The sequence below is a fragment of the Stakelama portus genome, from assembly GCF_003171655.1.
GTDB classification, from domain to species: Bacteria; Pseudomonadota; Alphaproteobacteria; order Sphingomonadales; family Sphingomonadaceae; genus Sphingomonas; species Sphingomonas portus.
Genome location: NZ_QFZL01000001.1, coordinates 1086890 through 1110054 on the forward strand (window position 1 = coordinate 1086890; position 23165 = coordinate 1110054).

The following is a 23165-nucleotide window of genomic DNA, read 5'->3' on the forward strand; positions in this document are numbered from 1 at the left end:
CGCTACATCGTTCCGCCATCGCTGGGATCAGTGGAAATCCCGCGATTTTGGCAGAATGCGGACGTTGCGTGGGTGCTGGGGGTGTAGGAATTCGTCGGCGCGGGAGAGGAGCGGGTCGGGATTGTGCGTCTCCGACAGGCGCGTGAGTTCGGCGGTGCGATCATGGATGCGTTGCGCCATCACGTGAATGACGCCCTCGGGGCTTTTTTGCACCTCGCCTTCGACCAGCATCAGCCGGGCGGCCATGACTTCGCGTCGAAACCGCTCGAACAGCCGCGCCCATATGACGATATTGGCGATGCCCCCTTCATCCTCCAGCGTCACGAAGATCGCATTGCCCTTGCCGGGCCGCTGGCGCACCAGAACCACGCCCGCCACTGTCACCCGGCACCCGTTGCGTGCCTGTATCAGCGATGCGTTGGGCAGCGCGCCTTCGCCATCGAACAGCGGTCGCAGGAACGTCATCGGATGCGCCTTCAGCGACAGGCGGATCGTCTGATAATCGGCGGCCACCTGTTCGCTGAGCGTCATGGCCGACAGGTTCGCAGCGGGTTCCGCACCCAGTTCGCAGGCATCGGCAGCCGCGAAGAGCGGCAGGTCCCCCACCGGCATGCGTCGCGCCTCCCACAGCCCCTCGCGCCGGTCGAGCGCGATCGAGCCCAGTGCATCGGCATCGGCAAGCAGGCTGAGCGCTCGTTGCGGCAGATGTGCCTTGCGGCCCAGTTGCTCGACCCCCGCATGCGGACGCGTGCGGGCGATCGCATCGGCCCAGTCCTGCCTGAAACCGGAAATCTGGCGCATGCCCAGCCGAAGCGCGAGCCCGGCGCCCGCCATAGGTTCCAGGCTGTTGTCCCATTCGCTGTGATTGATGTCGACCGGGCGCACCTCAACCCCATGATCGCGTGCATCGCGGACGATTTGCGCGGGCGCGTAAAATCCCATCGGCTGTGCATTGAGCAATGCTGCCGCAAAGATCGCCGGATAGCGGCACTTGATATATGCCGACACCCAGACCAGCCGGGCAAAGGCCAGCGCATGGCTTTCGGGAAAGCCATAGCTGCCGAACCCCTCGATCTGCTTGAAACAGCGTTCGGCGAAATCCCGTTCATATCCGCGACGCACCATGCCGCCGACCATCTTTTCGCGAAACTGATCGATCGTGCCGAGATTGCGGAACGTGGCCATGGCACGCCGCAGCTTGTTCGCTTCGGCAGGCGAGAATTCGGCGGCGACGATCGCGAGTTTCATCGCCTGTTCCTGAAACAGCGGCACGCCGTTGGTCTTGCCCAGCAGGCTGCGTAGTTCGTCGGGGTCGTGCGGTGGTTTGGGCGAAGGATATTCGACCTTTTCGGTCCCTTGTCGCCTGCGCAGATAGGGATGGACCATATCGCCCTGGATCGGCCCAGGTCGCACGATCGCCACCTGGATGACGAGGTCGTAAAATTCGCGGGGCCTGAGCCGCGGCAGCATGTTCATCTGCGCCCTGCTCTCGACCTGGAACACGCCGATGCTGTCGCCGTGCTGAAGCATAGCAAACACGTCCGGCGCATCGCCGGGGACATTGTCGAGCGTATATTGCCTGCCGATATGCGTATCGATCATCGCAAACGCCTTGCGGATGCAGGTCAGCATGCCGAGCGCCAGCACATCGACCTTCATCAGCCCCAGCGCGTCGATATCGTCCTTGTCCCATTCGATGAAGGTCCGGTCCTTCATCGCCGCATTGTGGATCGGCACGGTTTCGTCCAGCCGGTCCTGCGTCAGCACGAACCCGCCGACATGCTGTGACAAATGGCGCGGGAAACGCAGGATTTCCTGCGTAAAGCGATTGACGCGCGCGATCGCCGGATTGTCGGGGTCCAGACCACCCTCGACACAGCGTTGACGGTCATAGGTCGCGGCATGGCTGCCCCATACCGTACTCGCCAGCCGGGCCGTGATATCCTCGCTCAGCCCAAGCGCCTTGCCCACTTCGCGCACGGCGCTGCGCGGGCGATAATGGATGACGGTGGCGGCAATACCGGCACGGTGGCGGCCATAGCGTTTATACACATATTGCATCACTTCCTCGCGCCGCTCATGCTCGAAATCGACGTCGATATCGGGCGGCTCGCGGCGTTCGGGTGAGATGAAGCGCGAAAAGAGCAGATTATGCTCGGCCGGATCGACCGCCGTGATGCCGAGCACGAAACAGACCGCCGAATTGGCCGCGCTGCCGCGTCCCTGACACAATATGCCCTGGCTCTGCGCAAACCGGACGATGTCGTGAACGGTCAGGAAATAGGGCGCGTATCGCGCAGCGGCGATGATCTCCAGTTCCTCGTGCAGCAACGCTTCGAGTTTCGCAGGCACGCCATCGGGCCAGCGTTCCTGTGCGCGCATCCATACCAGATCGGTCAGCCAGCCCTGCGGGGTATAGCCGGGCGGCACCGGTTCGTGCGGATATTCATATTTCAGATCGTCGAGCGTGAAGGCGATGCGACCGAGAAACTCCGGGATTTCCGCCAGCGTTTGCGGCGCGGCGGCGAACAGGCGCGCCATTTCCCCGGGCGATTTCAAGTGACGCTCGGCATTGACGGCAAGCTTGCGCCCGGCGGCCTGCACCGTCGTCTTCAGGCGGATCGCGGTCAGGATGTCGTGCAGCGGGCGCGCTTGCGGCGTTGCATAAAGCGCATCGTTGAGCGCGATCAGCGGTATCCCGGCCCGATCCGCCTGTTCGCGCAGCGCCGCCAGCTTTCGGGCGTCCCGGCCGTTTCGCAACATCGTTGCGCCCAGCCACAACCGTCCGGAAAAAGTTCGGGACAGATCGTGCAGCGACGCGTCCGTCACCGGCGGGATCAGGATCAGCAGCAAATCCTCATGAAAGCGGATCAGATCCGCCACATGCAGGATGCAATCGCCCTTTTTCGCGCGCAGATTGCCGGTGGTGAGCAGCCGCGTCAGCCGCCCCCAGCCGCGCCGCGTCATCGGATAGGCCAGCATGTCCGGCGTGCCATCGGCAAAGGCCAGTCGCGCGCCGACCACCAGCTTGAAATCGGGAACCGCATAGCCTGCTTCGGCTGCGTCCTCGCGCGCCTGGCGAAGCGCGACATGGGCACGGACGACCCCGGCAACGGTGTTGCGATCGGCTATGCCGATACCGCAATGCCCCAGCGCGATCGCAGTCGCCACCATCTCTTCCGCCGCGCTTGCCCCGCGCAGAAAAGAGAAATTGGTCGCCGCCGCCAGTTCCGCATAGCCGCTCATGCGAACAACCCGTGCAGATACCAGCCGGGATCGTCCTTCTCCCGCCCGTACAGGCCATGGCGGAACAGCCAGAAACGATGACCGCTTTCGTCCTCGACACGATAATAATCGCGCGTCGGCCCTTCGCCTTGAGGATGTTTCCACCAGGGATAGGCGATCCGCTCAGGCCCTTCGTGACGGACCACGCGATAGTGGCGCCCCTGCCAGGTGAAACGTCGCGGCGGCCCATCCGGCACTTCGGCAAGCGCAATGATGCGTTGCGGCGGATCGTAGAGGAACAGCGGGCGCAGCGGCGGTTCGCCCGGTTCGGGCTGCGACCAGCTTGCCCCGGTTGATTCCGGGGGCACCAGCGTGGCGGCATATTCCGGAAGATGCGCATCGCGCGGGGCGAACCGGCATATGCTTTCCGCACCGAAACGCACGCTCAGCCGGTCGAGCAGCGGCGCGAGATCGGCGGTACCGGCGCGCGCCGGGACAAGCTCGGCCTGCTGCACCTCCAGCCGCTCCACCTGCGACACGCCCAGCCGCATCATGTCATAGCCGAAGCCGGGATCGAGCGGATCGGCCAGCGATTCGATCCGCTCTTCGAACAGCCGCACGATCGCCGCCGGATCGCGCAACGGACGGCCGCTATTGACCGAAAGGCGCGCGACATGGCCGTCGGTGCGGAACAGCGCAATTTCGAACCGCCGCCCGCCTTCGCCGCGGCGCGCAAGCAGGACTTCGGCTTGCTGCGCCAGTTCCCGAATGACATCGCACAGCGGAGCAAGCGTCGCCAACGGCTCGGCAAAACGCCGGTCGACCAGCACCGGCGGCGGCGCATGGTGCGGCGTGATCCGCCGGTCCTCTTCCTCCAGCAGCCGCGCAAGCCGCACCGGCAACTCCGGTCCGAACCGCGCCGCCAGCGGCGCACGGGGGCGGCTGGCAAGATCGCCGATACTGCGCATCCCCGCCCGATTGAGCGCGCGATGCACCTCCTCGCCCAGATCCAGCGCGGCCACCGGCAAGGCTTCCACTTCGGCAACACTGAATCGGGCAAGCGCCAGCGCGGCATCGGGCGTGGTCGCATTGGCCAGTCTGGCGTGCAGGCGCATGCGGCCCAGTCGCGCGTGAAGATCCCGGGCGACGCGCGTTTCCGTCGCGCCCAGCGCTTCGAAACAACCGGTCAGATCGAGCAGCAGCGCCGATTCCCCGGCTGGCGCGACCATCGGCGTATAGCGTTCGCACCCTTCCACCAGCCGTATCAGCAACGCCTTGTCCGCGCCGGGATCGTGCGGAAAGGCGGCCAGATCGGGGACGCGCGCGCGCGCATCCGCAAGCGCCATGCCCGGCGACAGGCCAAGAGCCGCAGCAGCAGCCGACAACGCCACGATCCGCATGGCGCCGCGCTGCTTTTCCGTAATGGCGAAGGGCGCGTCAGGCGGCGCGAGATGCGCGCCGATCCGCCGATCCGCCGGCAGGAACGGCAGATGCACCGCCAGATAGCGGCGTTCGGAAACAAGCTTGCTCACGGTCCCATTCCAGTTGCACGTGAAGCCCCTCCTGCCCGCCGCGCTGGCGCAACAGAGTCAGGTCGAAAACCGGATGGCCCGGCGCATTGGCGGGCAAGGGCGTGGAAGCTGCGCTGGCCACCTGCCACCGGCTATGGGCGGCGCTGGGCGCTGGCACCGCATCGCCGAAGAGAATCAACACCATCGTGCCGCTGCGTTCGGCCGCCAGGGCAAGGCGGCGCGAGGTTGTAAGGTCGATCCGGGAAAAACGCTTTCCCAGTTCCAGGATCACTGTGCCCAAACCGCCATGGCGAATGCTGTCGACCGCAGCCTTCAACAAATCCGTCCTGTCGCCGAGCCGGGCAAGGATGAAGCGGTCGGGATCGATACCCATATCGATCAGTCCGGGAGGGAATGGATGGTGCTTCTTCGACGAGCGGGCGTCGGGGCGCAGCCACATCACCGGATCACCGCCGCCGGCACATTCGACCAGCAACAGGCTGAAAGCCGCCGCCGATGCGCGGTCCTCTGCCGATGCAGCATAGAATTCATGCACGCCATCGCGGCGCAAACCGCCATGCAGCCAGCGATCCATATGAGGAATGCCAAAGCGCAACACCCCGCCGGCAACAGGCAGGGATGCCGGTTTCAGGGAACCGATCGAAGCAGCCGAATCGAACACGATGTTCCCATTATGTTCCATATTCGGCAATATGCAAGCCATGGCTTGCGCGCCGCCAGGCTATGGCGAAGCACGGCAAACATTTTCGAAGAACGGTTCGCGGCGGCTGCGGGCACCGGTGCTTATGATGTCAGGCGGATCGCGTGCGCTTGCGCCTTATAGGCAGGACGCCGGAACCGACCGGCGCCCTCCCCTTCCTCATTCGAATTCGAGGATCGCAGCGTCCACGGCCAGACTGTCTCCCGGCGCGAAGTTGGCGGACTTCACCACGGCGGTCTTTTCGGCGCGGAGGATGTTTTCCATCTTCATCGCCTCGACCACCGCCAGCGGTTGCCCCGCCTCCACCTTGTCCCCGACGCCGACATGCAGCGCAGTCAGCAAGCCGGGCATCGGGCACAGCAGGAACTTGCTCATGTCCGGCGGGATTTTTTCGATCATGTGCTTGGCCAGTTCGGCGATCCGCGGGCTGAACACCTTGGCGACATGGCTGGCGCCGTGCGCGGTGAGTTTCCAGCCTGCACGAACGGGCTTTACTGCAACGGTGAGCGGTTCGCCGTCGATCGTCGCGGCGAAGAACGGCTCGCCTGGCCGCCAGTCGCCGACAACTTCCATGGCCTGCCCCCCGCCGAAATCGACCAGCAGGCCGCTGTCGCCGCCCGCGACCGAAAGCGCGAATTTCTCGCCGTCCATCGTGACGACCCGCTCGGGCGACAGATTGATCGATCCCGCCGCCAACTGACCCGATATCGTCGCGGCGCGCTGGGCCTGTGCCAGATCGACGACCATTGCCACCGCAGCCAGCTTGCGCAGCATTTCGGGCGACGTCGCCGCGCCGTGGAAACCGTCGGGATATTCCTCGGCAATGAAGCCGGTGGTCAACGCGCCTTCGCGGAAACGCGGATGCTGCATGATCGCGGAGACGAAATCGATATTGTTGCCGACGCCTTCCAACCGGAACCGGTCAAGCGCCGCGATCTGCAGGTCCGCCGCTTCATCGCGCGTCGGCGCCCAGGTCACCAGCTTGGCGATCATCGGGTCATAGAACATCGACACTTCGCCGCCTTCGGCCACGCCATCGTCGACGCGGGTATAGCCGGGTGCGTCGGGCGTCAGCGTGAAAGGCTGGCTGTAATCGGTGCCAGTCGCTTCGGGCGGAGCATAGCGCACCAGACGCCCGGTCGAGGGCAGGAAATTGCGATACGGATCCTCGGCATAGACGCGATTTTCGATCGCCCAGCCGTTCAGCTTCACATCGTCCTGCGCGAACGCCAGCTTCTCGCCCGCCGCGACCCGGATCATCTGTTCGACCAGATCGAGCCCGGTGATGCATTCGGTAACCGGATGCTCGACCTGAAGCCGGGTGTTCATTTCGAGGAAGTAGAAGCTTTCGCCCGTCGTATCGGCGCCCGATACGATCAGTTCGACCGTGCCGGCACTGAAATATCCGACCGCCTTGGACAGCGCGACTGCCTGTTCACCCATGCGCTTGCGCATTTCGGGGCTGACGAAAGGCGACGGCGCTTCCTCGACCACTTTCTGGTGGCGGCGCTGGATCGAGCATTCGCGCTCGCCCAGATACAGGACATTGCCGTGCTGATCGCCGAGCACCTGAATTTCGATATGGCGCGGGCTTTCGATGAACTTTTCGATGAACACGCGATCGTCGCCAAAGCTGGCAAGCCCTTCGCGCTTGGTCGCTTCAAAGCCCTCGCGGACGTCCTGTTCGGACCAGGCGAGCCGCATCCCCTTGCCGCCGCCGCCGGCCGAAGCCTTCATCATCACCGGATAGCCGATATCGTTCGAAATCTCGACGGCATGTTCGGTATCGCGGATTTCGCCGACAAAGCCTGGCACGACATTGACGCCCGCTTCTTTGGCGAGCTTCTTTGACTCAATCTTGTCGCCCATTGCGGCGATGGCCTTGGGCGGCGGTCCGACAAAGGCGATGCCGGCGTCGGCGCACGCCCTGGCAAAGCTCTCACGCTCGGACAGGAAACCATAGCCGGGATGGATGCAGTCGGCACCGGTCGCCTTTGCCGCTTCAAGGATCTTGTCGGCGAGCAGATAGCTTTCGCTGGCGGGCGGCGGGCCGAGATGCACTGCCTCATCGGCCATCAGCACATGCGGGCTGCGCGCATCGGCGTCCGAATAAACGGCGACCGTAGCGATCCCCATCCGCTTGGCGGTCCGCATCACGCGGCATGCGATTTCGCCGCGATTGGCGATCAGGATTTTCTTGAACATCAATCGATTCCGATCATCTTACGTTTTTGTGGCGTCAGCTCTGCGTCGGGCATATTTTTGCGAAACCACGAAAAAAGGCATGACCTTGCCTCGGCGGAGCTATTCGAGGAAATAAGAAGAAGCACCTGCTCGTCGTCGAGCGGATCGGATCGGACAGCCGGAATCGCACAGTCTCTGGCAGCTTTAATAGCGTCATCCATTTGCGCTGCCGTGCCGACTGCAACAGCCTCATCGGCTCGGCGATCTAGATTACAGGCCGTCAGAGCTAACACCAGCGCGGATGATGCCACCCACCAGAAGCGCCCGGAAATCATCAGGACTCCCAGCCGTAGTAAAGTTGCCCGGAAGCCGCTCGAACCGCGCAGCGTGTGGCTATTACAAGGGACGCCGGGAAGATCACTCCGCCGCCTCCATTTGCGGCGCACAACCACAACCCGCGCGCATCGGCTCTTCACCCTTGAGCGGCGTGATGCCCAGCTTGGTGAACAGCGCGCCGTCGGCGTCGTCGCCGGCATTGGCGGCGGTCAGCAGCTTGTCGCCGGTGAAGATCGAATTGGCGCCGGCCAGGAAGCAGAGCGCCTGCGTCGCTTCGCTCATGCTCTCGCGACCGGCGGACAGCCGCACCATCGACATCGGCATGGTGATGCGCGCGACCGCGACGGTGCGGACGAACTCGATATCGTCGATCTTGGCAAGCGGCGTATCGGCGAGCATGTCGCCCAGCACCGTGCCCTTGACCGGCACCAGCGCATTGACCGGCACGCTTTCCGGGTGGCGTTCGAGCGTCGCCAGCGCATGGATGAAGCCGACGCGGTCGCTGCGGCTCTCGCCCATCCCGACAATCCCGCCCGAGCAGATATTGATCCCGGCATTGCGGACATTGCTGAGCGTATCGAGCCGCTCCTCGAATGTCCGCGTGGTAATCACCTCGGCATAACGTTCGGGCGAAGTGTCGATATTGTGGTTGTAATAATCGAGCCCCGCTTCCTTGAGCTGCGCCGCCTGATCGGGCGACAACATGCCCAGCGTCATGCAGGTTTCCATGCCCATCGCGCGGACGCCCTTCACGATCTCGACGATCGCGGGCATGTCGCGCTCCTTGGGATTGCGCCACGCCGCGCCCATGCAGAAACGCTGCGATCCGGCATCCTTCGCCTGCGCCGCCGATTGCAGCACCGCGCGGACGTCCATCAGCTTGGTCGCCTTGACGCCGCTGTCGGCGCTCGCCGATTGCGAGCAATAGCCGCAATCTTCCGGGCAGCCGCCGGTCTTGATCGACAAGAGCGTGCAGAGCTGCACCTGATCGGGCGCATGGTGCGCGCGGTGCACGGTCTGCGCGCGGAACAGCAGCTCGCCGAACGGCAGATCGAACAGGTCGGCGATTTCTTCGCGGGTCCAGTCGGTACGCATAGTGGCAACACCATTCCTAGCTTCGTCATGCTGAACTTGTTTCAGCATCCACTGCTCCATTCACTATTCCCGCGCTCGTTGCACGGTGGACCCTGAAACAAGTTCAGGGTGACGGCCGTAAGAGGCGCCGTCACTCCGCGGCCTCATCCATCGGCGGCATATTGTGGCCGAGCAGGCGGAGGACCTGCTCCGCCGCTTCGACCAGATTGGTGCCGGGACCGAAAATCGCCTGCACGCCCGCGTCGCGGAGATATTGGTAATCCTTGGGCGGAATCACGCCGCCGGCCACTACCTTGATATCGCTGCGGCCCGCATCCTCGAGCAGCTTGATCAGTTCGGGGATCAGCGTCTTGTGCCCCGCCGCAAGGCTCGACGCGCCGATGACGTCGACATCGCGTTCGAGCGCGAGTTCGAGCGCCTCCTGCGGTGTCTGGAACAGCGGCCCGGCAGTGACGTCGAAGCCCAGATCGCCGAACGCCGAGGATACCAGATTGGCGCCGCGATCATGCCCGTCCTGCCCCATTTTGGCGACGAACATGCGCGGCTTGCGGCCCATCCGGCGTTCGGTGGCCGCAACGCCTTCCTGCAGCGCCTCCCATTTGCGATCGTCCTTGTACGCACCGCCATAAATGCCCTTCACCGGCTGCGGCATCGTGTCATAGCGGCCAAACACATCCTCCATCGCCGAGCTGATTTCGCCCAGCGTCGCGCGTTCGCGCGCGGCGTCGACGGCGAGCGCGAGCAGGTTGCCGTCACCCTTCGCCCCCTCGCGCAACGCATCGAGCGCGGCACGACATTTCGCCTCGTCGCGGTTCGCCTTCATCTTCTGAATGCGGGCGATCTGCGACTGGCGGACGGCGTGGTTGTCGACATCGAGAATTTCGATCTCTTCATCCTGCGCCGGGCGGTATTTGTTGACGCCGACGATCGTGTCCTCGCCGCGATCGACGCGCGCGGCGCGGGCTGCGGAGGCTTCCTCGATCATCTTCTTGGGCCAGCCCGCCGCAACGGCCTTGGCCATGCCGCCTTCGGCTTCGACGCGGTCGATGATTTCCTGCGCCTTTTCGACCAGTTCCTGGGTCAGCGCCTCGACATAATAGCTGCCGCCGAGCGGATCGACGACATTGGTCATGCCGGTTTCTTCCTGCAGGATGATCTGCGTGTTGCGGGCGATGCGCGCGGAGAAATCGGTGGGCAGCGCGATCGCTTCGTCGAGCGCGTTGGTGTGGAGCGACTGGGTGCCGCCCAGCATCGCCGCCATCGCCTCGATCGTGGTGCGGATGACGTTGTTGTAGACGTCCTGTTCGGTCAGCGACACGCCCGAAGTCTGGCAATGGGTACGCAGCATCTTCGACCGGTCGCTCTGCGCGCCCAGCTTGGTCATCGCATTGTACCAGAGCGTGCGCGCGGCGCGCAGCTTCGACACTTCCATGAAGAAGTTCATGCCGATCGCGAAAAAGAAGCTCAGCCGCCCGGCGAACTTGTCGATATCCAGCCCCGATGCGACGCCATATTTCACATATTCGATGCCGTCGGCGATGGTGAAGGCAAGCTCCTGAACCTGCGTCGCCCCGGCTTCCTGCATATGATAGCCGGAAATCGAAATACTGTTGAATTTCGGCATGTTATTCGCGGTATATGCGAAAATGTCCGAAATGATCCGCATGCTCGGCTGCGGCGGATAAATGTACGTATTGCGGACCATGAACTCCTTCAGAATGTCGTTCTGAATGGTTCCGGTCAGTTGATCGGGCGATACGCCCTGTTCCTCGGCCGCGACGATGTAGAAAGCGAGGCACGGGATCACCGCGCCGTTCATCGTCATCGACACCGACATCTGGTCGAGCGGGATCTGATCGAAAAGGATCTTCATATCCTCGACGCTGTCGATCGCGACGCCTGCCTTACCCACATCCCCCGTCACGCGCGGGTGATCGCTGTCATAGCCGCGATGGGTGGCGAGATCGAAGGCGACCGAAAGCCCCTTCTGCCCCGCCGCGAGGTTGCGGCGATAGAAGGCGTTCGATTCTTCGGCGGTCGAAAAACCCGCGTACTGACGGATCGTCCAGGGGCGCCCGGCATACATCGACGCCTTCACCCCGCGCGTGAACGGCGCGAAACCCGGCAGGCCGGGGTCCCAGCCCGCATTATCCTGGGCGGTATAGAGCGGCGCGACATCGATCCCCTCCGGCGTGTGCCAGGTCAGGTCACGTCCCTTCACTTCCTTGTCGGCCAGCGCCTTCCAATCGTCGCGCGTGGGTTTGTCGGTCATCCTGCAATCCATCCGTTCGTGTCGAGCGCAGTCGAGACACTTCGCGCTGCGCGTGCCGCACGTCCCTCGACTTCGCTCGGGACGAACGGGCGTCGGTTCAATGCGCTTCTTTGGGCGTTTCCATGATTTCGGTCAGCTGCCCGCCCATATCCTTGGGGTGAACGAAGAAGATCAGCGTGCCGTGCGCGCCGATGCGCGGTTCGCCCAGGACGCGCTTGCCCTTGCTTTCGAACCACGATTTGGCTTCGTGAATGTCGGGCACTTCGTAGCAGATATGATGCTGCCCCCCGAGCGGATTGTTCGCGATCCATTTGCCGACCGCGCTGTCGGGATCGGTGGGTTCGAGCAGCTCGATCTGCGTCCCCGCCGTGCCGTTCTCGCCGGGCGTGTTGACGAAGCAGACGCGCACCTTCTGGCTTTCGAGCACGAACGGCTCGGTAATGTCGCTCGCGCCCATGACATCGCGATAATGCGCGATCGAAGCGTCGAGATCGGGCGTCGCGACGCCGATATGATTGAGACGGCCTAGTTTCATTTCAAACCACTCCCGAAATGCGGAGCACAAAATCTATCCCGAAGAGGAGAAAGCCCGCCGTTCCACCGATCACGCCCGTCCACCACAACCATCGGTATGACGTCTCGCCGATACCGATACCCATGCGTACGGTTCGCTCCTTCCGAAACAGGAGGCTGAGCGCCATCCCGCCACACATCAAGGCGAGATAGAGAGGCGGGAAGAAAGCGGTCATATTCTACAGCGGAATATTGTCATGCTTCTTCCACGGGTTCTCGAGCTGCTTGTTGCGCAGCTTGCGGAGGCCGAGCGCGATGCGGCGGCGCGTGGAGTGCGGCATGATCACTTCGTCGATGAAGCCCTTGCTCGCCGCCACGAAGGGGTTGGCGAAGCGGTCTTCATATTCCTTCGTCTTTTCGGCGATTTCCTCTGGCGTACGCCCACGGAAAATGATCTCGACCGCGCCCTTGGCACCCATCACTGCGATTTCGGCAGTCGGCCAGGCATAGTTCAAGTCACCGCGCAGATGCTTTGAGGCCATCACGTCATAGGCGCCGCCATAGGCCTTGCGCGTGATGACGGTGATCTTGGGCACGGTCGCTTCGGCATAGGCGAAGAGCAACTTCGCGCCATGCTTGATGATGCCGTTATGCTCCTGCCCGACGCCCGGCAGAAAGCCCGGCACGTCGACAAAGGTGACGATCGGAATGTCGAACGCGTCGCAGAAACGCACGAACCGCGCGGCTTTCTTCGACGAATTGATGTCGAGCACGCCCGCCAGCACCATCGGCTGATTGGCGACGATGCCGACCGTGCGTCCCTCGATCCGGCCAAAGCCGATGATGATATTGCCGGCATGGGCGGGCTGAACCTCAAAGAAATCGCCATCGTCCAGCGTCTTCGAAATCAGCTCATGCATGTCGTATGGCTGATTGGCGTTGGGCGGGATCAGCGTGTCGAGGCTCTGTTCGGCGCGATCCCAGGGATCGGTGCATTCCCGCTCGGGCACTTCCTCGCGGTTCGACGCGGGCAGGAAGTCGATGAAATCGCGCGCGGCGAGCAGCGTTTCGATATCATTTTCGAACGCGACATCGGCGACCGAGCTTTTGGTGGTGTGCGTCACCGCGCCGCCCAGCTCTTCCTGCGTCACCACTTCGTTGGTGACCGTCTTCACCACGTCCGGGCCGGTGACGAACATATAACTCGAATCCTTCACCATGAAGATGAAGTCGGTCATGGCGGGTGAATAGACCGCGCCGCCCGCGCAGGGGCCCATGATCAGGCTGAGCTGCGGGATCACGCCGCTGGCGAGGACATTGCGCTGAAACACTTCGGCATAGCCGGCAAGGCTGGCGACGCCTTCCTGAATGCGTGCGCCCCCCGAGTCATTGAGGCCGATCAGCGGCGCGCCGACCTTCATCGCCATGTCCATGATCTTGCAGATCTTCTGCGCATGGCGCTCGGACAACGAGCCGCCGAATACCGTGAAATCCTGGCTGAACACGAAGACGAGACGGCCATTGATCGTCCCCGATCCGGTCACCACCCCGTCGCCGGGCACCACCTGATCGGGCATGCCGAAATCGACGCAATTATGCTCGACATACATGTCGAGCTCCTCGAACGAACCGGGGTCGAGCAGCACGTCGAGCCGCTCGCGCGCCGTCAGCTTGCCCCTGCCATGCTGGCCCGCGACGCGCTTTTCGCCGCCGCCTGCCCGCGCTGCCTCGCGCCGTGCTTCGAGCTTTTCGAGGATTTCCAGCATCTCGCCTCCTGAATTGGAACGCCTTCCCTTTCAATCCTCTGCCTGCGATGCAACTGCAATGTTGCAAACTTGCTGTTAGCAGGTTTGCAAATATACTCCGTGCCCATGAAACCTGCCCGCCAGCGGCTGTTTGCCGGATATAAGCTGCGCGACCTGCGCACGCGCCACAGCATCGGCCAGGCGGTGCTGGCCGAACGGCTGGGCATTTCGGTCAGCTACCTCTCGCAGATCGAGAATAACGACCGTCCGATCACGCCGCCGGTGCTGCTGGCGATCGCGCGCGAATTTCCGTTCGAGAATATCGAAAGCGACGACCAGCTGCCGGTGCTCCGCGCCGCAGTCGAGGCCGCGACCGATGTCAGCGTGCCGCGCGACCGGATCGATGAAGATGCGATGCAGCGCGCGATGGAGCAGCAACCCCTGCTCGCCCGACGGCTGATCGCAGTGCATGAAGCCTATCGCCGCAGCCAGGAACAGCTACGCGTGCTCGACGACCGCGTCGAAAGCGGCGCCGCCGAAGGGTCGCAGCTACCCTGGGAAGAAGTGCGCGACTGGTTTCAGGCCGAGGGCAATTATATCGACGCGCTCGACCGTTCGGCCGAAGTGCTGCGCGAAACGCTCGCCGACAATGAACCGATCGACCGTGCGATCGAGGACCGGTTGCGGCTGTGGCACGCCGTAGGGATCGAGCGCGACGATAGCGACGGCACCGGCCTCAGCCGGTTCGACAAGGACAAGCGCGTCTTTCACCTCAACAACGGCCTGCCGCCCGAAAGCCGCGCATTTCAGCTCGCCAATCTGCTCGTGCGGCTCGAATTGCCCAACGAAATGCAGCTGGTGGCGAAGGATGCCGAACTGGCGACCGATGCCGCGCGCGAGTTGCTGAGCGTCGGGCTGGCAAATTACGCCGCCGGCGCGCTGCTGATGCCCTATGGCGCGTTCCGCAATCAGGCACAGGCGGTGCGGCACGATATCGACCGGTTGCGCCAGCGTTTCGGCGTCAGTTTCGAACAGGCGTGCCACCGTCTCTCGACTCTGCAGCGGCCGGGCGATGTCGGCTTGCCGGTGTTCTTCTGCCGCGTCGACATGGCGGGCAACATCACCAAGCGCCATTCGGCGACGCGGCTGCAATTTGCGCGCTTCGGCGGCGCCTGCCCGCTCTGGGTCGTGCACGAAGCGGTGGCGATCCCCGACCGCGTCCTGGTTCAACGCGCCGAAATGCCCGACGGCACGCGCTATGTGGTGATGGCCAAAGGGCTGGTGAAGCCGTCGGGCCGTTTCGCCCGCGCACCGCGCCGCTATGCGGTCGCGCTGGGGTGCGAGGAAATCCACGCCGACGATTTCGTCTATTCCGATGCGCTCAGCGCCAGCGGTGCGGCGACGCCGATCGGCACCTCCTGCCGCATCTGTCCGCGCACCGATTGCGACCAGCGCGCCTTCCCGCCCGCTGCATCGATCATCGAAATCGACCCGGACGTGCGCGACGTCGTCCCCTATGTTTTTCGCTAGACCCGGGCCTTTGCGAGAGACAAAATAAGGGCCGGTAATCGCACCGGGGACTTTCCATGCCGTTCGTCAGCATCACGCGCCTGCGCGTCCGTTCCTGGCGGTTCATGCCGGGCTTCTATCTGCATGCCATGGCCACCACGCGCCAGGCCGCGACGGCCTTGGGTTTTCGCGCGGGGCGGCTGCTTCCCGATCGCCACCGGACTTTCTGGACCGCGACCCTGTGGGACGATCGCGAGGCGATGAGGGCTTATATCGCATCCGGGTCGCATCTGAAGGTGATGCCCAAGCTGATGCACTGGTGCGACGAAGCAAGCATTGCCCATTGGGAACAGGAGCATACGGCGCTGCCCGGCTGGCAAGAGGCCGACACGCGGATGCGTCGCGAGGGGCGTCCGTCCAAGCTATCGTGCCCCACCGCCGCGCACGCCGACATGACCTATGCCCCGCCCCGGTCGGGCGACGGCGTTCCGATCAACCCAAAGGGCTGAGCGACCCAGACCATAGCCGATTGCGGCGCCCCCGATCTGCGTGGCATATTGCAACCAATAAACGCAGGAGAAATGCCATGGCCACCGCAGCGATTGCCCGCCCGCAAGTCAGCGACGCCGAATGGGAAGCGCGGCAGCAACTCGCCGCCTGTTATCGCGTGTTCGCGATGCTCGGCTGGGACGAAATGATCTACAACCACATCACCGTAAAGGTGCCGGGTGAGGATAATGCGTTCCTGATCAATCCCTATGGCCTGCATTTCAGCGAAGTCTGCGCGTCGAATCTGGTCAAGATCGACATTGACGGCAACAAGCTGACCGACAATCCCTATCCGGTGAACCCGGCGGGCTTTACGCAGCACAGCGTCTTTCACCGCCATTTGCCCGACGCGCATTGCGTGATGCACACGCACACCACCGCGGGCATGGCAGTCAGCGCGCTGGAGGGCGGGCTTCAACCGATCAATTTCTATGCCTGCAATTTCATAGGTCAGGTCGCCTATCACGATTTCGAGGGCGTGACCGTGCGCGCGGAGGAAGGCCAGCGGCTGATCGAAAATCTGGGCGACAAGCGCGCGATGTTCCTGCGCAACCACGGCATCCTGGTGATGGGCAAGACGCTGCCCGCCGCGTTCCTGATGCACTGGGGGCTGCAGCGTGCGTGCGAGATCCAGATGGCGACGCTGTCGATGGGCCAGCCGGTGCATGTGCCCGACGAAGTGCTCGCCGTGCATCAGCGCGACATTTCGAAGGTTCAGATTCCCGGCGGCCCCGGCAAGGCCGATTTCGACGCGATGGTGCGGCTGGTCGACCGGATCGACACCAGCTGGCGCAACTGAGGCGCCGGCTGGAGCAGGCTATCCGAAGCGATAGCCCGAAACGATCCAGCCGAGCACCTCGCCACGATAATCGACCGCAGCGGGCGAATCGCCCCCTGCCCCGAGCGCGATCATCAGCGGCAGCAGATGTTCCTCGCGCGGATGCGAGAAATGCGCGTGCGGCAGCATATCCCATGCGGTCACCCGATCGGCGCGGCGCGCGGGATCGGGATCGGTGACCGCATCGGTCAGGGCGCGATCCCATTCGTCGGCAATCGCCGTCACCTGCGGACCGCGCGCGCGCAGATTGTGAAAGCTCATGCCCGAACCGACGATCAGCACGCCTTCATCGCGCAACGGTGCAAGCGCGCGGCCGATCGCGATATGATCGGCAGGGTCAAGATCCTTGCGCAGCGACATTTGCGCGAGCGGAATATCGGCGTCGGGCACGGCGACCTTCATTGGAACGAAGACGCCATGATCCCAGCCGCGCTCGCTTTCCTGACCAACCGCGAATCCGGCTGCCTCGACAAGCGACTTTGCGCGCAAGGCGACATCGGGAGCACCCGGCGCGTCCCAGCGCAGACGATAGGTGTGCTCGGGGAAACCGTAATAATCATAGAGGAGCGGCTGACCGTTGCCGGTGTGGACAGTGACCAGATTCTCTTCCCAATGTCCGGATATAAGCAGGATCGCCCTTGGCCTTTCGGCAAGGCTGGCAATCAGGCCGGCCAGATAATCCTGCATCGGGCGCCACATCGGGTCGGGCGGGCCGCCATCGGGATCCATGAAAAAGCAGGGACCGCCGCCATGCGGCACGAAAAGCGTGGGCATCTTCATCGCTTATAATTCAGGTGCGCGGCCCCACTGCGCAATCCCGGTTTCGAAAAGCAAAGCTTTGCGGCTAGAAACACCCGCATGACTCGCTTCACGGTCAATTCCAAGCCCATCGAATATAAGATGGACCCCGAAACGCCGCTGCTCTGGGCGCTGCGCGACGCATCGAACCTGACCGGCACCAAATATGGATGCGGCACCGGCGAATGCGGCGCGTGCACGGTGATCGTCGATGGTGCCGCGCGACCGGCCTGTCAGATGTCGATCGCTTCGCTGGAAGGCACGTTCGTCACGACGATCGAAGGCCTTTCGGAGGATCGCAGCCATCCGGTCCAGCAGGCGCTGATCGCGGCGAACGTTCCGCAATGCGGCTATTGCATACCCGGCATCGTCATGGCCGCTGCGGCGCTGCTGGCGGGCAATCGATCGCCGTCCGAGGATGACATCCGCAGCGCCGTTCCCAATATCTGCCGTTGTGGAATTTATCCCCGGCTGGTCGAGGCGATCAACGAAGCCGGGCGAATCGCGCGCGGGGAATCCAGCGGCATAAGCGGACGGAGCGATGGTCCGCCCGCACCCGGCTTTGACTCTGGTGGTTAGCTTTCGGCTTGATTGCCGAGTAATTCAGGCTCTGCTCATCTGGCAATTGGTACCAAAGCCTTACTTGAGCCGGCGATGTGTGCCGGATCGGCGGAGGAACTCATGAAAAAGACTTTAGTGGCGGCATTGATTGCCGCAACGGCACTGGTTCCGGTCTCGGCCTATGCACAGCGCGGCGATCGCGATCACAGCGCCCGACAGGAACGCCATGACAGCCAGCGATCGCAACGCGCTCAGCGTGCGCCTCAGCGGCCGGACCGCGTCCAGCGGCAGCGCCTGCCGGAAAACCGTCCGCAGCCGCAGCAGACCGCGCCGCAGCGTCAGCAATATCGCCAGCAGGCGAACGACAACCGCCAGGATCGTCGCCAGCGCCAGCAGGACAATCGCGAACGCTATACGCGTCAGGCGCAGCAGGACCGCAGCGGCGACCGTCGGGATTATCGCCGCGATCGCCAGGACAACCGCCAGGAATATCGTCGCGACCGCCAGGATAACCGTCAGGACTATCGCCGCGACCGACAGGATGATCGCACACGCTATACCCGCGAGGCACAGCGTCGCGACAATCAGCGCCGCTATAACGACTGGCGGGACGATGCGCGGTATCGCCATGGCTGGGACGACCGTCGCAACTGGTCGCGCGACTGGCGTCGGAACCATCAGTATAACTGGCGCAACTATCGCAATTCGCACCGCAACGTCTATCGCCTGCCGCGATATTACGCGCCGCGCAATTATAATTACGGCTATCGGCGCTTCTCGATCGGCCTGACCATCGGTTCGATGCTGTTCGCGCCGAACTATTGGATCAACGACCCGATCTATTATCGCCTGCCGCCAGCCTATGGCCCCTATCGCTGGGTGCGCTATTATAATGATGCGCTGCTGATCGACATTCGCAACGGCATGATCGTCGACGTCGAATACGACATCTTCTGGTAAGCGGCTTTCAACCCCGGGCGCAGCGATGTGCCCGGGGTTATCGCTTGCATTCGACGCCCGACGAGGCAATTTGCACCGCGTGGTTCAAGCTTTCCGAAAGACCGGCCGACCAGCATCGGCCCGCGCCCGTATCAGCCGCGACGTCACCAAGCGGCTCGATTCCACGCCCGGCCTGCGCCGCGCGAAAACGGATCAGGCGCAGCTTTATTTCTACCCCGACTATCTGACCGACGACGAATGCGCGATGCTGATCGATCGGATCGACGCCAACCGCCGCCCGTCGACACTGCTTTCGCGGCATGAGGATCCCGAATTCCGGACAAGCGAAAGCTGCGATCTGGACCGTTGGGATCCCCAGGTACGCATGATCGACGAACGGCTCGCCCATCTGCTCGGCATCCCGCCCGAAAATGGCGAGACGATGCAAGGACAGCGTTATGCGCCCGGCCAGCAATTCCGCGCGCATTGCGATTATTTCCATGAAGGCGAGCCATATTGGCCCGCGATGCAGAAACAGGGCGGGCAGCGCACCTGGACGGCGATGATCTTCCTCAACAATGTCGAGGAAGGCGGCGCGACATGGTTCCCGCGCGCGGGCCTGCGCATCGCGCCGAAAAAGGGCATGCTCGTCACCTGGAACAACATGCTGCGCGACGGATCGCCGAATTACGATACGCTGCACGAAGGCATGGCGGTGATCGAAGGCACCAAATATATCATCACCAAATGGTTTCGCGAATCCGCCTGGATCCGCACCGACTTCAAGACATATTGATCGGCGCGCCGTTCCCCTGATCGCGATGGGGCGCTAGACCGGCGGCGATGTCTCCCGTTCTCAATATCCAGCGTTCGATTCTGGGCCAGCCATGGCATTGGCGCGGTCTGGCCACCGATGCCCGCGATCCCGGCTTCGCGCCCGACGATCTCGTCACCCAGTTGCTGCTGACTCGCGGATGCCCGCGCGAGGATATCGAGCGGCATCGTACGCCCAGCATCCGCGCGTTCATGCCCGACCCTTCGATCTTTCGCGATATGGATCGTGCCGCAACGCGGCTTGCCGATGCAGTGGAAGCCGCCGAATCGGTAGCCGTTTTCGGGGATTATGACGTCGATGGCGCCACCTCTGCCGCGCTGCTGATCCGCCTGCTGCGCGATCTGGGGCTCACCGCCCGCCCCTATATCCCCGACCGGCTGATGGAAGGCTATGGCCCGTCGGGCGAAGCGCTCGTGCGGCTGCACGGCGAAGGCGCGAGCCTGATCGTTACGGTCGATTGCGGGGCACAGGCATTCGAAGCGCTGCAAATGGCGCGTGACGCCGGTGTCGACGTGATCGTGGTCGATCATCACAAATGCGCCTCGCAACTCCCCCTCGCGCTTGCGCTGGTCAATCCCAACCGGCTGGACGAAGACGAAGGCGCGGCGCACGGCCATCTTGCCGCGGTCGGCATGGCGTGGCTGCTCGGCGCGGCGCTGGTCCGCGAATTGCGCACGCGCGGCTGGTTCAAGAGCCGGCCCGAGCCGCGCCTGCTCGACCTGCTCGATATCGTCGCGCTCGGCACCGTCGCCGATGTCGCGTCGCTGCGCGGCCTGAACCGCGCCTTTGTCGCCCAGGGACTCAAGGTGATGGCGCAGCGGCGCAATATCGGCCTCAACGCGCTGATCGAGGCATCGCGGCTCACGCGCGCGCCCCTGTGCAGCGATCTGGGTTTCGCGCTGGGCCCGCGCATCAATGCGGGCGGGCGCGTCGGCAAATCCGATCTCGGCGTCCGGCTGCTCACCACCGAAGATCCCGAGGAAGCCCGCACCATCGCGCGCGAGCTTGATGAACTCAACGAGGCGCGCCGCGCGATCGAAGCCGAAGTACAGGCCGCGGCGGAGGCGCTGTCGGAAACCAAGGGCAATCGCGCCGTCGCCGTCGTCGCCGCGCGCGGATGGCACCCCGGCGTGATCGGCATCGTCGCCGGGCGCATCAAGGAAAAGCTTGGCCGCCCCGCCATCGTCATCGCCATCGACGAACATGGCCTGGGCAAGGGATCGGGCCGTTCCATTGCGGGGGTCGATCTGGGCGCGGCCATTTTGTCGGCAAAGGAAAGCGGCTTGCTGATGGCGGGCGGCGGCCATGCGATGGCGGCTGGCGTCACACTGGCCGAATCATCGATCGACGCATTCGAGGCGTTTCTCGAGGAGCAGCTTGCCGATCGCGTGGCAAAGGCGCGCGGCGAGCGTGCCTTGCTGCTCGACGCCGTCCTCGCCCCCGGTGGGATCAATCCCGATCTGGTCAACGCGATGGAGGAAGGCGGTCCCTATGGCATGGGCTGGCCCGCCCCGCGCATCGCCGCCGGCCCGGTGAGGATCGTCAAGGCCGATATCGTCGGCAATGGTCATGTTCGTGCAATCGTTTCGGGCGATGATGGGCGCTCGATCAAGTGCGTCGCCTTTCGTCAGGCCGACAGCGAACTGGGTCAGGCGCTGCTGTCGGCGCCGCCCTATCGCAAGCTGTGGGTGGCGGGGCGCGCGAAGATCGACGACTGGGGTGCCCGCCCCGCCGCCGAACTACATGTGGAGGACGCCGCATGGGCCGATTGAGAATGCCGTTGTCGCTCGCCGAAATCGCCAATGTCACTTTCTATCGCCGCGACGACCCCGAAGCCGAACTCGTCTGTTGCGAGGTCGAGATTCGCGGGCGGCGCTATTTCTTTCACGAACGCTCGCAAATCTGGTCGCGGCTGATTCGCCAGCTCGAAACCCTGCCCGGTTTTCGCCGGGACTGGCGTGCGCTGGTAGAAAAAGCGCGCGGAGCGGGCCGCCGGATGGTCGCATTTGAACGCAGCGCTTGACCGGAGCGAATCTATTCCCTAACCGGCCGGTCCACGCTTCGGCATGGCCCCTTCGTCTAGCGGTTAGGACGCGGCCCTTTCACGGCTGAAACACGGGTTCGATTCCCGTAGGGGTCACCAACCTTTCAAAATGGTTCGGTGAAGCGAAGCGCAATCCGCCAGCTATTGTCTCGCGTCCGTTGGCGCGCTTGCCCGCCCTCCGCGCGCGCATCCGCGGCGCAGCGGGATCGATGCCGCCGCACCGCTCATCCCGCAATTATGCGGTTTCTACCTGCGTGTTTGGCGGCATAGAGGCAGATATCGGCGCGTTTGAACAAACTTTCCCAGGTCTCGCCCGGCCTGCGCTCGGCCACGCCGAAGCTGGCGGTAACGCTTTCGGATTCGGATAGCAGCGGGAAATCATGGCTGGCCACGGCCAGTCGCAATCGTTCGGCGCATTGCGTCGCCTTTTTCAGATCGGCATCGGATAACAGGATAAGGAATTCCTCGCCGCCGAACCGGCCGATCAGATCCTTTTGTCTGGCGGCGTCACGCAGGATCGATCCGATCGCCTTCAACACCGCATCGCCGACGTCATGGCCATGGCTATCGTTGATGCGCTTGAAATGGTCGACATCGCACAGCACCACCGATGTCGGTCCCTCGGGCTTCTTCATCCGGGCAGCGACAGCCTCTTCCAGCCCGTGCCGATTCAAGGTCCCGGTCAGCGCATCGATCGTTCGGTCGTGGCGCGCATCGTCGAGAAGGTCGGAAAAGGCGGCGGCAAAGATCGCCAGGGCGAGACTGACGCCAAGCACCGCCAGCGAAAGCTGCAACGTCTGCCAGAAGATCGAATTGGCGAAAGCCCTTTCTCCGACGGGGGCCGAAAAGCCGATCGTCAGGAGCGTTCTGGGGAAAAAGTGCAACGCGAAGACCAGCAACACCCAGAACAGGATGCGATCCACCGGCCGGGTGCGCGGGACAGTCCACAGCCGCAGCGCAGCGGCGAGCAGGACAAGGCCATAGCCGAAATTCTGAATGTACACGCGGGCCAGAAGATTGCGGTCCACGTAAAAGAAATAGGCCGTCAGCATCAGGAATATGGCGAGCATGACCGGGAACAGCGCCCAGGGATATGCCCGGTCCGAGCGCAACAGGATGCCCTGCGCGGCGAGCAGCACTGCCGCCGTATACAGCGCGCCGGACAACATGGCGTTCAAACCGGTCGAATTCGGCCAGTACAGGATCTGGCAAACCGCACCGAGCGTGAACAGCAGGCATGTCAGCGCCATGAGCAGGAGATAGGGCCGCCGCCGGTCGATGGCCCATGCTCCCGCGAACGCCGCACCGAATACCAGCATGATGCCGGGTCCGATCAACGACAATGTCAGCCTGACGACCACGCCTTCCATTTTTGCGTCATCCTGTTCTGAAGCGATCTTTCCGGGCATCCGTCGGGCACATGCCGGTCCGCAGGTGCCGTCTGTCAGCGATCGCGTACAACCGCCTCACCGAAGGTCAAATTCAATCGT

19 protein-coding genes and 1 tRNA gene are annotated in these 23165 nt (G+C 63.5%); 9 read left to right on the forward strand and 11 right to left on the reverse strand.

Annotated elements, in window-relative coordinates; genetic code table 11:
- Positions 1-27: 27 nt before the first annotated feature.
- The 9 genes from DKB74_RS05115 to DKB74_RS05155 all read right to left on the reverse strand — a co-directional run bounded on the left by DKB74_RS05115 (position 28) and on the right by DKB74_RS05155 (position 13623).
- Entirely contained in the window at positions 28-3246 is a 3219-nt protein-coding gene (locus DKB74_RS05115; RefSeq protein WP_109806957.1) for an error-prone DNA polymerase, read from the reverse strand.
- The gene (locus tag DKB74_RS05120; RefSeq protein ID WP_109806958.1) at positions 3243-4757 is read right to left on the reverse strand and encodes a DUF6504 family protein; all 1515 of its coding nucleotides are present in this window, start codon (positions 4755-4757) and stop codon (positions 3243-3245) included. The genes DKB74_RS05115 and DKB74_RS05120 overlap by 4 nt, the downstream gene beginning before the upstream one ends.
- Complete coding sequence (locus DKB74_RS05125) at positions 4663-5331, reverse strand: ImuA family protein (RefSeq protein WP_145960902.1); 669 nt, start codon at positions 5329-5331, stop codon at positions 4663-4665. The genes DKB74_RS05120 and DKB74_RS05125 overlap by 95 nt, the downstream gene beginning before the upstream one ends.
- 285 nt (positions 5332-5616) lie before the next feature.
- Positions 5617-7662, reverse strand: a complete 2046-nt coding sequence (locus tag DKB74_RS05130) for an acetyl-CoA carboxylase biotin carboxylase subunit (RefSeq protein WP_109806960.1) — start codon at positions 7660-7662, stop codon at positions 5617-5619.
- Complete coding sequence (locus DKB74_RS18520; protein ID WP_145960903.1) at positions 7662-7976, reverse strand: hypothetical protein; 315 nt, start codon at positions 7974-7976, stop codon at positions 7662-7664. Before DKB74_RS18520 ends, DKB74_RS05130 begins: the two co-directional genes overlap by 1 nt.
- A gap of 82 nt (positions 7977-8058) precedes the next feature.
- The gene (bioB, locus tag DKB74_RS05135; RefSeq protein ID WP_109807141.1) at positions 8059-9120 is read right to left on the reverse strand and encodes a biotin synthase BioB; all 1062 of its coding nucleotides are present in this window, start codon (positions 9118-9120) and stop codon (positions 8059-8061) included.
- 82 nt (positions 9121-9202) lie between these two features.
- Positions 9203-11344, reverse strand: coding sequence for a methylmalonyl-CoA mutase (gene scpA / locus DKB74_RS05140; protein WP_109806961.1), 2142 nt, complete (start codon positions 11342-11344; stop codon positions 9203-9205).
- A 97-nt stretch (positions 11345-11441) separates the two neighbouring features.
- Positions 11442-11879: a methylmalonyl-CoA epimerase gene (gene mce, locus DKB74_RS05145; protein ID WP_109806962.1), complete on the reverse strand. Its 438-nt coding sequence runs from the start codon at positions 11877-11879 to the stop codon at positions 11442-11444.
- Positions 11880-12096: 217 nt separating this feature from the next.
- The gene (locus DKB74_RS05155; protein WP_109806964.1) at positions 12097-13623 is read right to left on the reverse strand and encodes an acyl-CoA carboxylase subunit beta; all 1527 of its coding nucleotides are present in this window, start codon (positions 13621-13623) and stop codon (positions 12097-12099) included.
- 105 nt (positions 13624-13728) lie between these two features.
- Here DKB74_RS05155 and DKB74_RS05160 point away from each other — a divergent pair, with 105 nt between their 5' ends.
- The 3 genes from DKB74_RS05160 to DKB74_RS05170 all read left to right on the forward strand — a co-directional run bounded on the left by DKB74_RS05160 (position 13729) and on the right by DKB74_RS05170 (position 16459).
- Positions 13729-15132, forward strand: a complete 1404-nt coding sequence (locus DKB74_RS05160) for a helix-turn-helix domain-containing protein (protein ID WP_109806965.1) — start codon at positions 13729-13731, stop codon at positions 15130-15132.
- Between the two features lie 56 nt (positions 15133-15188).
- Positions 15189-15620 carry a DUF3291 domain-containing protein gene (locus tag DKB74_RS05165; RefSeq protein ID WP_109806966.1) on the forward strand — a complete coding sequence of 144 codons (432 nt, stop codon included), beginning with the start codon at positions 15189-15191 and terminating at the stop codon, positions 15618-15620.
- A gap of 77 nt (positions 15621-15697) precedes the next feature.
- Positions 15698-16459 carry a class II aldolase/adducin family protein gene (locus DKB74_RS05170; protein WP_109806967.1) on the forward strand — a complete coding sequence of 254 codons (762 nt, stop codon included), beginning with the start codon at positions 15698-15700 and terminating at the stop codon, positions 16457-16459.
- Between the two features lie 18 nt (positions 16460-16477).
- On the opposite strand, the gene DKB74_RS05175 is transcribed toward DKB74_RS05170, so the two are convergent.
- Positions 16478-17278 carry a DODA-type extradiol aromatic ring-opening family dioxygenase gene (locus DKB74_RS05175; protein WP_109806968.1) on the reverse strand — a complete coding sequence of 267 codons (801 nt, stop codon included), beginning with the start codon at positions 17276-17278 and terminating at the stop codon, positions 16478-16480.
- Between the two features lie 78 nt (positions 17279-17356).
- On the opposite strand from DKB74_RS05175, the gene DKB74_RS05180 reads away from it, so the two are divergent.
- The 6 genes from DKB74_RS05180 to DKB74_RS05205 all read left to right on the forward strand — a co-directional run bounded on the left by DKB74_RS05180 (position 17357) and on the right by DKB74_RS05205 (position 21774).
- Positions 17357-17875 (forward strand): (2Fe-2S)-binding protein, encoded by a 519-nt coding sequence (locus DKB74_RS05180; protein ID WP_109806969.1) that lies wholly within the window; start codon positions 17357-17359, stop codon positions 17873-17875.
- 102 nt (positions 17876-17977) lie between these two features.
- Entirely contained in the window at positions 17978-18817 is an 840-nt protein-coding gene (locus tag DKB74_RS05185; RefSeq protein WP_161956801.1) for an RcnB family protein, read from the forward strand.
- Between the two features lie 79 nt (positions 18818-18896).
- Complete coding sequence (locus DKB74_RS05190; RefSeq protein ID WP_239987377.1) at positions 18897-19592, forward strand: 2OG-Fe(II) oxygenase; 696 nt, start codon at positions 18897-18899, stop codon at positions 19590-19592.
- Between the two features lie 47 nt (positions 19593-19639).
- Positions 19640-21403 carry a single-stranded-DNA-specific exonuclease RecJ gene (gene recJ, locus DKB74_RS05195; protein WP_109806972.1) on the forward strand — a complete coding sequence of 588 codons (1764 nt, stop codon included), beginning with the start codon at positions 19640-19642 and terminating at the stop codon, positions 21401-21403.
- Positions 21391-21654 carry a hypothetical protein gene (locus tag DKB74_RS05200; protein WP_145960904.1) on the forward strand — a complete coding sequence of 88 codons (264 nt, stop codon included), beginning with the start codon at positions 21391-21393 and terminating at the stop codon, positions 21652-21654. Before recJ ends, DKB74_RS05200 begins: the two co-directional genes overlap by 13 nt.
- 45 nt (positions 21655-21699) lie before the next feature.
- Positions 21700-21774 (forward strand) — tRNA-Glu (locus DKB74_RS05205).
- A 125-nt stretch (positions 21775-21899) separates the two neighbouring features.
- Here the strand turns inward: DKB74_RS05205 and DKB74_RS05210 are convergent.
- The gene (locus tag DKB74_RS05210) at positions 21900-23045 is read right to left on the reverse strand and encodes a GGDEF domain-containing protein (protein WP_109806974.1); all 1146 of its coding nucleotides are present in this window, start codon (positions 23043-23045) and stop codon (positions 21900-21902) included.
- Between the last annotated feature and the right edge of the window lie 120 nt (positions 23046-23165).

Coding starts and splice junctions, on each gene's coding strand:
- DKB74_RS05115 (WP_109806957.1), bottom strand. CDS start 3,246: ATGAGCGGCTATGCGGAACTGGCGGCGGCGACCAATTTCTCTTTTCTG.
- DKB74_RS05125 (WP_145960902.1), bottom strand. CDS start 5,331: ATGGATCGCTGGCTGCATGGCGGTTTGCGCCGCGATGGCGTGCATGAA.
- DKB74_RS05130 (WP_109806960.1), bottom strand. CDS start 7,662: ATGTTCAAGAAAATCCTGATCGCCAATCGCGGCGAAATCGCATGCCGC.
- DKB74_RS18520 (WP_145960903.1), bottom strand. CDS start 7,976: ATGATTTCCGGGCGCTTCTGGTGGGTGGCATCATCCGCGCTGGTGTTA.
- bioB (WP_109807141.1), bottom strand. CDS start 9,120: ATGCTGAAACAAGTTCAGCATGACGAAGCTAGGAATGGTGTTGCCACT.
- scpA (WP_109806961.1), bottom strand. CDS start 11,344: ATGACCGACAAACCCACGCGCGACGATTGGAAGGCGCTGGCCGACAAG.
- mce (WP_109806962.1), bottom strand. CDS start 11,879: ATGAAACTAGGCCGTCTCAATCATATCGGCGTCGCGACGCCCGATCTC.
- DKB74_RS05155 (WP_109806964.1), bottom strand. CDS start 13,623: ATGCTGGAAATCCTCGAAAAGCTCGAAGCACGGCGCGAGGCAGCGCGG.
- DKB74_RS05160 (WP_109806965.1), top strand. CDS start 13,729: ATGAAACCTGCCCGCCAGCGGCTGTTTGCCGGATATAAGCTGCGCGAC.
- DKB74_RS05165 (WP_109806966.1), top strand. CDS start 15,189: ATGCCGTTCGTCAGCATCACGCGCCTGCGCGTCCGTTCCTGGCGGTTC.
- DKB74_RS05170 (WP_109806967.1), top strand. CDS start 15,698: ATGGCCACCGCAGCGATTGCCCGCCCGCAAGTCAGCGACGCCGAATGG.
- DKB74_RS05175 (WP_109806968.1), bottom strand. CDS start 17,278: ATGAAGATGCCCACGCTTTTCGTGCCGCATGGCGGCGGTCCCTGCTTT.
- DKB74_RS05180 (WP_109806969.1), top strand. CDS start 17,357: ATGACTCGCTTCACGGTCAATTCCAAGCCCATCGAATATAAGATGGAC.
- DKB74_RS05185 (WP_161956801.1), top strand. CDS start 17,978: ATGAAAAAGACTTTAGTGGCGGCATTGATTGCCGCAACGGCACTGGTT.
- recJ (WP_109806972.1), top strand. CDS start 19,640: ATGTCTCCCGTTCTCAATATCCAGCGTTCGATTCTGGGCCAGCCATGG.
- DKB74_RS05200 (WP_145960904.1), top strand. CDS start 21,391: ATGGGCCGATTGAGAATGCCGTTGTCGCTCGCCGAAATCGCCAATGTC.
- DKB74_RS05210 (WP_109806974.1), bottom strand. CDS start 23,045: ATGGAAGGCGTGGTCGTCAGGCTGACATTGTCGTTGATCGGACCCGGC.